The organism is Bacillus sp. AFS037270 (assembly GCF_002585305.1).
Genome location: NZ_NUNF01000054.1, coordinates 24,441 through 34,626, shown reverse-complemented (window position 1 = coordinate 34,626; position 10,186 = coordinate 24,441). Strand labels below are relative to the sequence as shown.

The following is a 10,186-nucleotide window of genomic DNA, read 5'->3' as shown; positions in this document are numbered from 1 at the left end:
GACAGCGCCTTTTTAATATTTTCAACTATATAAATATGACAAATTCCGTTGAGTATAGTGAAAATTTCTGATTTTTTGATTACAGAAAGTGACACACTTCCGCTAGGAAAGTACGTTATACTTTTTCGTAAACAGAAGAATAGAAACTTAAGTAGCCAATAGCTAATTAAGGAGGACGCTTGCTTGACGGTGTATCTTGATGTGATTTGGGCTCTTAATTTGTTATTCGATAGCCTTCTCCTATACTTAACGGCTATATTTCTTAAAAGAAGAATACAGATCTGGAGAATAATTGCCGGTGGATTTATAGGTTCATTGATCATTTTATTATCGTTTACACCACTAAATGCCTATACAAGCCATCCCATCTCAAAATTAATTTGTTCAATGTTTATGGTATTAATAGCTTTTGGGTTTAAGAGGTTAACTTTTTTCTTTAAAGCCTTAATGACGCTATATGTTTCTACTTTTTTAATTGGCGGGGCGATTATGGGGGCTCATTACTTTATTCAATCTGATTTGGAACTGTCCGTAAAGGTTTTAGCGTCAAGTGTAAAGGGGTATGGCGACCCGATTAGCTGGCTATTCGTTCTTATCGGTTTTCCCTTAGCCTGGCACTTTGCAAGAAAAAATGTAGAAAGTATGGAAATGACCAAAATTCAATTTGAGCAAATTGTCGATGTTGAACTTCATATCGATAATGAAACATTGCATTTCAAGGGCCTGGTTGACAGTGGGAATCAACTGTATGATCCGTTATCTAAACTCCCTGTTATGTTTGTCTCTGTTAGAGACCAAGTTGAAGCAGTCCCTGAGTCCGTTAGCAAACTCGCGGCAGCCGATCCAGAACAGTTCATTATGGGCAGTCAAGATATTTCCCATGAATGGCAGAATAGGCTAAGAATCATTCCATATAAGGTGGTTGGACAAGAGCATCAGCTGATTGTTGCCATTAAACCCGATTTGATTTTAATCGAGCATAATGGTGTCCAATATCTATGTGAAAAGGGTCTGGTCTCGTTTACAATGCAACAGCTCTCGGCAGAAGATGCCTTTCAATGTATTGTTCATCCCAAAATGCTGACGGGACCTAAGCGGCAAGGAGGGGCTGTGAAGGTAAGTTAATAATACTATACTCATTAAAACGTATTTTAGAAGGAGGAACATTCATGAAAAAATGGAGATTTCGCTTAACTTACTTTTGGTATAAATTACTAATTAAACTAGGGCTTAAAACGGATGAAGTTTATTACATCGGCGGGAGCGAAGCATTACCGCCTCCCTTGAGTAAGGATGAAGAAGAGGTTTTATTAAAAAAGCTTCCCGGAGGTGATAAAGCAGCAAGATCGATTCTAATAGAACGAAATCTTCGCCTTGTTGTGTACATTGCCAGAAAATTTGAGAATACAGGCATCAATATTGAGGACCTGATTAGTATTGGAACCATCGGGTTAATCAAAGCCGTAAATACGTTTAATCCAGAAAAGAAAATAAAACTAGCTACATATGCTTCAAGATGTATTGAAAATGAAATTCTTATGTACTTAAGACGTAATAATAAAATAAGGTCAGAAGTATCGTTTGATGAACCGCTGAACATTGATTGGGATGGTAATGAACTGTTATTATCAGATGTTTTGGGAACAGACGATGATATTATTACAAAAGACTTAGAGGCAAGTGTGGATCGGAAGCTGCTGACAAAAGCATTGCATCAGCTTACAGACCGTGAAAAGCAAATTATGGAGCTAAGATTTGGCCTGACAAATGGAGAAGAAAAAACCCAAAAGGATGTTGCAGACATGCTTGGGATTTCCCAATCCTATATATCCAGACTAGAGAAACGAATTATTAAAAGGCTGCGGAAAGAATTCAATAAAATGGTGTAAGGCTTAGTAAAGTTATTGTAAAAACTGCTCAATCTTGAGAGTGAGCGTTGTAATGATAATAGAAAATAGAAAAATTTTTCCACCTTAAAAACCTATTCAATTCATGATTTCATCGCATTTTTCGACATTTATGCACCTGTCCCTTACCGAGGACAGGTGCATATTTTTCCTTCTCGGGGAGATACTGTTTTTTGTACAGCAGCTCCTGTGAGGAGGGAAAAGGATTGACTCGAAATAAAGTTGAGATTTGCGGTGTAGACACATCAAAACTTCCTGTTTTAAAGAACGAAGAAATGAGAATACTCTTCAAGCAAATGCAAGAGGGCGATATAAGTGCTCGTGAAAAGCTTGTCAACGGTAATTTACGTCTTGTCCTAAGTGTCATTCAGCGGTTTAACAATCGTGGCGAGTTTGTTGATGACTTATTTCAGGTTGGCTGTATTGGACTCATGAAATCAATTGATAACTTCGATTTAGGTCAAAACGTAAAGTTTTCCACTTATGCCGTACCAATGATCATAGGAGAAATTCGAAGGTACTTGCGTGATAATAATCCAATTCGTGTGTCGCGTTCCTTAAGAGATATTGCTTATAAGGCTCTTCAAGTTAGGGAACGTTTGATGAGCGAGACGTCACGTGAACCAACTGCTGAGGAAATCGCCAAGGTCTTAGAGGTACCACATGAGGAAATCGTTTTTGCCTTGGATGCAATCCAAGACCCGGTCTCCTTATTTGAACCCATCTATAATGATGGCGGTGACCCAATTTATGTTATGGACCAGCTAAGTGATGAAAAAAATAAAGATATTCACTGGATTGAAGAAATTGCCCTTAAAGAAGGCATGCGAAGGCTAAACGAACGTGAAAAGCTGATACTTAGAAAGCGGTTTTTTCAAGGGAAGACGCAAATGGAAGTGGCAGATGAAATTGGTATTTCACAAGCACAAGTCTCTCGTCTTGAGAAAGCAGCCATTAGACAAATGAATAAAAATATTCAAAGTTAAAGCTGTCCAGCCGGACAGCTTATTTTTTTATAGATAAAATAGCTTGTGCCCACATATATTGATAATAGTATGTTATGGGAGTGGTGAAGTGGTGAAAATTTCAGAATTCCAAATAAAAGACGTTGTAAATGTATCGGATGGGAAACGGCTTGGAAATATTGGGGATATCGAGATTAACCTAACAACCGGGAAGATTGAGGCTGTTATAATATCAGGTAACGGAAGGGTTCTTGGTTTTTTTGGAAAAGATGAAGAAATTATCATTCCATGGAAAAATATCATTAAAATTGGCCAAGATGTCATTTTAGTTAGGTATAAAGGCACCAATGAACTGATAGGAGAACAGACAGAAGTTTGATATTTTCCATTTGCGGTGACCAAATTTTCTTTTCATGGTAAACTATAGAAAAACAAATGAGGTAATTTAATGGAACCCTTTGTGAAAAAAAATCAATCCTTTTTATCAATTGATAGCTGGATGAGACACTACCCGAAATTGGAGGCAGGCTTCACAACCAAAAATGGAGGGACGAGCAAGGGATACTTTAAAACCCTTAACCTTGGATTTCATGTTAGTGATGATGTAACCAATGTTTGTTCAAATAGAGAAAAAGTGGCTGAATTGCTGCAGTTCCCGTTATCCTGCTGGGTTGGAGCTGAACAAACACACGAAACCGTTCTCAAGAAAATAACAAAAGCAGATCGTGGAACTGGATCCGATTCATACGAAAGTTCCTTTAAAGGGACAGATGGTTTTTATACGGATGAAGAGGGAATCCTGTTAACACTTTGTTTTGCTGACTGTGTCCCTCTTTTTTTTATTGCCCCTGAGAAAAGGATGATTGGAGTCGCTCACGCCGGCTGGAAAGGGAGCGTTGGTCAAATAGCCAAGAAAATGATAGAAGCTTGGGGCCAAGAGAATATTAGACCAGAGGAGATTCTTGTCGCCATTGGACCATCGATATGCGAAAAATGTTATATTGTCGATAAACATGTTATTAACTTTGTAGAAAAAGCACTAGAAGAAGGCGGAGCATTAACCTATAATTTAATTACAGAAGGGCAATATTCCCTTAATTTACAGGAACTGAATCGACAGATTCTTCTTGCATCCGGTGTTCCGGAGCAAAATATTCTTCAAACAAGTTTATGTTCTAGCTGCGACCATGAGGAATTTTTCTCTCACCGCCGTGATAAAGGCAGAACAGGAAGAATGATGAGTTTTATTGGCTGGAAGGAGTAATAGGTCACCATGAAGGTAATTGAAAACTTAAAGCGAATTAATCAACAAATAATTGAAGCGTGCCAAAAAGTAGGTCGGAGCAGTGATGAAGTGACATTGATTGCAGTCACAAAATATGTCAGTATTGAGCGAGCTCAGGAAGCACTTGAAGCAGGTATTAATAATCTCGGTGAAAACCGGGATGACAGTCTCTTAGAAAAGTGGAACGTATTAGAGGACAAGCCTGTATGGCATTATATCGGGACACTGCAAACACGCAAAGTGAAAAATATCATTGATAAGGTTGAATATATTCATTCGTTGGACCGTCTTTCACTTGCGGAAGAAATAAACAAGCGTGCAAACCATAAATTAAAATGCCTTGTTCAAGTCAATGTTTCGGGTGAAGAGTCTAAACATGGCCTTTCGATTGAAGAAACGATTCCTTTTATTAAAGAGCTTTCCAACTTTGAACATATAGTCATTGATGGACTCATGACAATGGCCCCATTAACAGATGATGAACAAATTCTACGGGATTGTTTTCGGAAATTAAGAGAACTTCGTGACCAAGTACAGAATTTGAAGTTGGAGTTTGCCCCATGTACTAACCTTTCGATGGGCATGTCCAACGATTTTTCCATTGCCATTGAAGAAGGGGCAACAATGATCAGAATAGGTACAGCACTTGTCGGTGAAGACGGTTAAGGAGAGGTAAGAAGATGACGATTAAATCAAAATTAAAAACATTTTTCTTTTTAGATGATGAATATGATAATAACAATGATGAAGTTGTAGAGAAGACTGTTCCGGTGAAGCCAAAACAGCAAACTGTGAAAAGTCAAAATGTTGTTAATTTTCAAACTGTACCAAAGCCAGTCAGTTCGACTAATACATCTAAAGCTTCAAAGGTTATTTTGGTGGAGCCGATAACCTATTCTGAATCAACTGAGATTGCTGATCATTTAAAAAATCGCCGGGCTGTTGTCGTAAATCTGCAAAGTATTGATCGTGAACAAGGACGGCAGATCGTTGATTTTTTAAGCGGTGCGGTCTATGCCATTGGTGGAGACATTCAAAAAATCGGCTCAAGTATTTTTTTATGTACGCCTGATAATGTGGAAGTGGCTGGAAACATTTCTGAACTTCTACCTGAGCACAATAACCCAAATACAAGGTGGTAATCTAAATGGCCATTGTTTTTAGTCTATTACAGCATTTAATTCAAATTTATTCATGGGCGTTAATTATCTATATATTGATGTCATGGTTTCCTAATGCAAGGGAATCTTCCATTGGACAAATATTGACTAGGATTTGTGAGCCCTATCTAGAGCCGTTTAGAAAAATTATTCCTCCTATCGGAATGATGGACATTTCACCAATAGTGGCATTCCTTGTTTTAAATTTTGCCAGTACCGGTTTAGCCAGTGTCTATAGGTGGCTTACTTAAGAATGATAAAAATAGGTTGTGTTATCAGATGAATATTTATCAGCATTTCCGGCCTGAGGAACGGGAATATATTGATCAAGTATTACAATGGAAAAGCAACGTTGAGCAGCAATACGCCCCTAAACTAACTGATTTTCTTGACCCTAGAGAGCAGCATATCCTAAAAATGTTAATTGGTGAGCATGGAGAAGTGAAATATCAGTTTTTTGGGGGGATTTCTGGTTTAGAAAGGAACAGGGCGCTCATCTATCCAGATTATTTAGTTCCTTCTGCAGCAGACTTTCAAATTAGTTTATTTGAAATTCAATATCCCCGAAAGTTTGTTACGATTGAACACCGCCAGGTTTTAGGAACCCTTATGTCTTTAGGACTGAAACGGGGTAAATTCGGTGACATTCTGATTAGTGAGGGGCGTATTCAATTTTTTGCTGCTGAAGAAATAAGTCACTACATAAAGAACAATGTCGAATCAATTGGCAGGGCAGGAGTGAAATTGGTCGAAACAGGTATTGAAAATGCGGTTGCCGCTGCTGAATTATGGGATGAGAATGAATTAACATTATCATCTTTACGGCTCGATACGGTAATATCAGGAATTTATCATCTTTCAAGGCAGAAATCCCTTGCCTTAATTCAGCATGGACTCGTAAAGGTGAACTGGTCATTAATCGAAAATCCTTCCTTTTCATGTGAAGAGGGAGATATGCTCTCTGTAAGAGGACACGGACGAGCAAAGATTATCGGATTGGATGGAAAAACAAAAAAAGAAAAATGGAGAATTACAGTTGGAAAACAAAAATAATTGCAAATTAAGCAGGAATTAAGAAAAAACTGTCGAATATTTGCTTATACATACAGAAGCACAGATTGCATGGAGGTGGCATTAATGCCGTTAACGCCGTTAGATATTCATAATAAAGAATTTAATAAGGGTTTTCGTGGATATGATGAAGATGAAGTAAATGAATTTCTTGATCAAGTAATCAAGGATTATGAACTAGTACTTAGAGAAAAAAGAGAATTAGAAGAGCGCCTTAACGAGATGAATGATCGTCTTGGCCATTTTGTTAATATTGAAGAAACACTTAACAAATCAATTGTTATCGCCCAGGAAGCAGGCGAAGAAGTAAAGCGCAATGCTCAAAAGGAAGCGAAACTTATCATAAAAGAAGCAGAAAAAAATGCTGATCGGATCGTGAATGAATCCCTTTCAAAAGCGCGGAAAATAGCCCTTGAAATTGAAGATTTAAAGAAACAATCAAAAGTATTCCGCACGCGGTTTAAGATGTTGATTGAAGCACAACTCGATATGCTGAATACAGATGATTGGGATCATTTATTAGAGTATGAGGTAGATGCTACAGAATTAAAGATTCATGAAGAAGAAGATTCATTAGCTTGACGAAATACATTTTATTAGCATATAATTTTTAAACAGAGTAAATAGAATGAAAATTGACGATGAAAGGGACAGTACAATTTTTCTGAAGCTTTTCTAGCGAGTCGGGGACGGTGAAAGCCCGATAAAGTTGAAAAATTGGAAGATCACCCTCGAGTTCCAGGTTGAACCCCCAAGCGCGGGATAGTAGACTTAGGCGTGTTATTCACGTTACGAATGGTAAAGAGGATAATACCAATCCAGGTATTATTTATCAGGGTGGTACCGCGGGAATAAAACCTTCTCGTCCCTATTTGGGATGAGAAGGTTTTTTTTATTGTCTATTGGCTATTCTGATTATATGTATGATTACAGGAGGAAATAAAAAATGGAATATAAAGACACGCTTTTAATGCCAAAAACCGAATTTCCGATGCGTGGCAACCTTCCACAAAGAGAACCTGAAATTCAGGCGAAATGGGAAGAAATGAATATTTATCAAAAAGTGCAAGAACGGACAAAGGGACGGCCAATGTTTGTCCTGCATGATGGACCTCCTTATGCTAACGGAGATATCCATATGGGGCATGCCCTTAATAAGATTTTAAAAGACATGATTGTTCGTTATAAATCAATGAGCGGCTTTCATGCACCGTATGTCCCTGGCTGGGATACACATGGTTTACCGATTGAACAGGCATTAACCAACAAGGGTGTAAAACGGAAAGAAATGACAGTTGCAGAATTCCGTGAACTTTGTGCTAAGTATGCCCTTGAACAAATTGATAATCAGCGTACTCAATTTAAGCGTCTCGGAGTTAGGGGAGATTGGGAAAATCCATACATTACCCTAAAACCTGAATATGAAGCACAGCAAATTAAAGTGTTTGGCGAGATGGCGAAAAAAGGATACATCTATAAAGGTCTTAAGCCGGTTTATTGGTCTCCATCCAGTGAATCCGCATTAGCTGAGGCAGAAATCGAATATCAAGATAAAAAATCTCCATCCATTTATGTCGGCTTTAAAGTGAAAGATGGGAAGGGTGTCTTAGATACCGATACACAAATTGTGATCTGGACAACAACCCCGTGGACAATTCCCGCTAACCTCGGTATTTCTGTACATCCTGACTTAATCTATGTAGTTGTTTCCGCTAACGGTAAAAAGTACCTCGTGGCTGAAGCGTTACTAGAAGCTGTGACAAAAGAAGCGGGCTGGGAAGAAACAGAAGTGGTTCAAAAAGTTAAAGGCTCTGAATTAGAATATATTATTGCATCGCATCCATTATATAACCGTGATTCATTAGTCATGTTAGGAGAACATGTAACTACCGAAGCGGGTACGGGATGCGTTCATACTGCGCCTGGACATGGTGAAGATGACTTCCATGTCGGCCAAAAATACGGCTTAGACGTGTTATGTCCCGTCGATGATAAGGGTGTAATGACGGCTGAGGCAACAGGTTTTGAAGGTTTATTTTATGATACTGCCAATAAACCAATCGTCCAAGCGTTAGAAGATGCTGGCGCGTTGTTAAAGTTATCGTTTATCACTCACTCTTATCCGCATGACTGGAGAACAAAGAAGCCCGTTATTTACCGTGCAACTGCCCAATGGTTTGCATCCATTAAAGATTTTCGTGAAGAACTTTTAGATGCAGTAAAGGAAACAAAATGGGTACCTGCCTGGGGAGAAACAAGATTATTTAATATGGTTCGCGACCGTGGCGACTGGTGTATCTCCCGACAACGTGTCTGGGGTGTTCCAATCCCTGTATTCTACGCTGAAAATGGTGAAGAAATTATTACAGATGAAACCATTAATCATGTTTCAAACCTTTTCCGTGAACATGGTTCAAATGTTTGGTTTGAACGAGAAGTAAATGATTTACTACCAGAAGGCTTTACACATCCTGGCAGTCCAAATGGTACGTTTACGAAAGAAACGGACATCATGGATGTATGGTTTGATTCAGGTTCATCTCATCAGGCAGTATTGCTTGAGAGAGAGGATTTAGTTAGACCAGCAGACCTTTACCTTGAAGGTTCAGACCAATATCGCGGCTGGTTTAATTCATCGTTATCTACAGCTGTTGCTGTAACTGGCAAGGCACCATACAAAGGTGTATTAAGCCACGGCTTTGCGCTTGATGGTGAAGGCAGAAAAATGAGTAAATCAATCGGAAATGTTGTCGTACCTGCTAAGGTTATGAATCAATTAGGTGCCGATATTTTACGCCTTTGGGTTGCTTCTGTTGACTACCAGGCTGATGTTCGTGTATCTGATGCCATCCTAAAACAAGTAGCAGAGGTTTATAGGAAAATCCGAAATACTTTCCGTTTCTTGTTAGGGAACTTAGCGGACTTTGATCCGGCTGTAAACAAGGTTGATTATGCAAACTTACGTGAAGTGGATCAATTTATGCTGGTGAAGCTGAATAAATTAATTAAATATGTGCGTAATGCTTATGAGAACTACGAGTTCGCCGGCATTTATCATGCTGTCAATAACTTCTGTACGCTTGATCTAAGTGCATTCTATCTTGATTTTGCAAAAGATGTTCTTTATATTGAGGCAGCTGATAACCATGAGCGCCGTGCCATTCAAACCGTACTTTATGAATCATTGTTAGCCTTAACTAAATTGGTTTCGCCAATTCTTTCTCATACAGCTGATGAAGTTTGGAAGTTTATCCCGGCTGTTAAAGAGGAAAGTGTACAATTAACGGATCTTCCGGAGTATCAAGAATTAGACGGAGCAGAAGCTCTAGAAGTAAAATGGTCCGCCTTTATGACACTCCGTGATGATGTTTTAAAAGCCCTTGAAGAAGCCCGTAATCAAAAGGTAATCGGTAAATCTTTAACGGCTAAAGTGACGTTATATGTTAATGAGAAATCCAAAGCGCTGTTAGACTCCATCAGTGAAGACTTGAAACAGTTGTTTATTGTTTCCGGTTTTGAAGTTGCTGGATCTTATGATCAGGCACCTGAAGATGCCGTGAAATTAGAGACTGCCGCGATTGTTGTTACAAAAGCAGAAGGTGAAACATGTGACCGCTGCTGGATTGTTACACCTGAGGTTGGTCAAGATCCAGAGCATAGCACCCTTTGCCCACGCTGTGCCCAAGTGGTAAAAGAAAACTATTCACATTTAGCATAATGTTTAGCCCCTTGCCAACAGGCAGGGGGCTTTTCTATGTATAGTTATACGGTACTCAAAAAAATCGCCGCTATTAAAAT

The 10,186-nt window shown here is 38.8% G+C and carries 11 protein-coding genes and 1 other annotated feature; all 11 genes read left to right on the top strand.

Annotated elements, in window-relative coordinates; genetic code table 11:
- Positions 1-189: 189 nt before the first annotated feature.
- The 11 genes from spoIIGA (at position 190) to ileS (ending at position 10,106) form a co-directional block, all read left to right on the top strand.
- Positions 190-1,125: a sigma-E processing peptidase SpoIIGA gene (gene spoIIGA, locus COD92_RS23975; RefSeq protein ID WP_480254342.1), complete on the top strand. Its 936-nt coding sequence runs from the start codon at positions 190-192 to the stop codon at positions 1,123-1,125.
- Between the two features lie 44 nt (positions 1,126-1,169).
- The gene (gene sigE, locus COD92_RS23970; RefSeq protein WP_098528847.1) at positions 1,170-1,889 is read left to right on the top strand and encodes an RNA polymerase sporulation sigma factor SigE; all 720 of its coding nucleotides are present in this window, start codon (positions 1,170-1,172) and stop codon (positions 1,887-1,889) included.
- A gap of 224 nt (positions 1,890-2,113) precedes the next feature.
- Positions 2,114-2,893 carry an RNA polymerase sporulation sigma factor SigG gene (gene sigG / locus COD92_RS23965; protein ID WP_040204876.1) on the top strand — a complete coding sequence of 260 codons (780 nt, stop codon included), beginning with the start codon at positions 2,114-2,116 and terminating at the stop codon, positions 2,891-2,893.
- 88 nt (positions 2,894-2,981) lie between these two features.
- Positions 2,982-3,251, top strand: coding sequence for a YlmC/YmxH family sporulation protein (locus tag COD92_RS23960; protein WP_098528845.1), 270 nt, complete (start codon positions 2,982-2,984; stop codon positions 3,249-3,251).
- A gap of 69 nt (positions 3,252-3,320) precedes the next feature.
- A complete protein-coding gene (gene pgeF, locus COD92_RS23955; RefSeq protein WP_098996585.1) occupies positions 3,321-4,136 on the top strand; it encodes a peptidoglycan editing factor PgeF in 816 nt (271 codons plus the stop codon).
- A gap of 9 nt (positions 4,137-4,145) precedes the next feature.
- Positions 4,146-4,823, top strand: a complete 678-nt coding sequence (locus COD92_RS23950; RefSeq protein ID WP_098996584.1) for a YggS family pyridoxal phosphate-dependent enzyme — start codon at positions 4,146-4,148, stop codon at positions 4,821-4,823.
- A gap of 14 nt (positions 4,824-4,837) precedes the next feature.
- Positions 4,838-5,299, top strand: a complete 462-nt coding sequence (locus tag COD92_RS23945; protein ID WP_098528839.1) for a cell division protein SepF — start codon at positions 4,838-4,840, stop codon at positions 5,297-5,299.
- A 5-nt stretch (positions 5,300-5,304) separates the two neighbouring features.
- Positions 5,305-5,568 (top strand): YggT family protein, encoded by a 264-nt coding sequence (locus COD92_RS23940; protein WP_098528837.1) that lies wholly within the window; start codon positions 5,305-5,307, stop codon positions 5,566-5,568.
- Between the two features lie 28 nt (positions 5,569-5,596).
- A complete protein-coding gene (locus tag COD92_RS23935; protein WP_098996583.1) occupies positions 5,597-6,370 on the top strand; it encodes a YlmH family RNA-binding protein in 774 nt (257 codons plus the stop codon).
- 84 nt (positions 6,371-6,454) lie between these two features.
- A complete protein-coding gene (locus tag COD92_RS23930) occupies positions 6,455-6,970 on the top strand; it encodes a DivIVA domain-containing protein (RefSeq protein WP_098528833.1) in 516 nt (171 codons plus the stop codon).
- A 50-nt stretch (positions 6,971-7,020) separates the two neighbouring features.
- Positions 7,021-7,261: a binding site (T-box leader), on the top strand.
- 73 nt (positions 7,262-7,334) lie between these two features.
- Positions 7,335-10,106 carry an isoleucine--tRNA ligase gene (gene ileS / locus COD92_RS23925; protein ID WP_098996582.1) on the top strand — a complete coding sequence of 924 codons (2,772 nt, stop codon included), beginning with the start codon at positions 7,335-7,337 and terminating at the stop codon, positions 10,104-10,106.
- Positions 10,107-10,186 lie beyond the last annotated feature (80 nt).

Excerpts from the sequence above, each read along its gene's own strand:
- COD92_RS23935 (WP_098996583.1), top strand. The coding sequence starts at position 5,597 with ATGAATATTTATCAGCATTTCCGGCCTGAGGAACGGGAATATATTGAT.
- pgeF (WP_098996585.1), top strand. The coding sequence starts at position 3,321 with ATGGAACCCTTTGTGAAAAAAAATCAATCCTTTTTATCAATTGATAGC.
- COD92_RS23930 (WP_098528833.1), top strand. The coding sequence starts at position 6,455 with ATGCCGTTAACGCCGTTAGATATTCATAATAAAGAATTTAATAAGGGT.
- ileS (WP_098996582.1), top strand. The coding sequence starts at position 7,335 with ATGGAATATAAAGACACGCTTTTAATGCCAAAAACCGAATTTCCGATG.
- COD92_RS23940 (WP_098528837.1), top strand. The coding sequence starts at position 5,305 with ATGGCCATTGTTTTTAGTCTATTACAGCATTTAATTCAAATTTATTCA.
- COD92_RS23945 (WP_098528839.1), top strand. The coding sequence starts at position 4,838 with ATGACGATTAAATCAAAATTAAAAACATTTTTCTTTTTAGATGATGAA.
- COD92_RS23950 (WP_098996584.1), top strand. The coding sequence starts at position 4,146 with ATGAAGGTAATTGAAAACTTAAAGCGAATTAATCAACAAATAATTGAA.
- sigE (WP_098528847.1), top strand. The coding sequence starts at position 1,170 with ATGAAAAAATGGAGATTTCGCTTAACTTACTTTTGGTATAAATTACTA.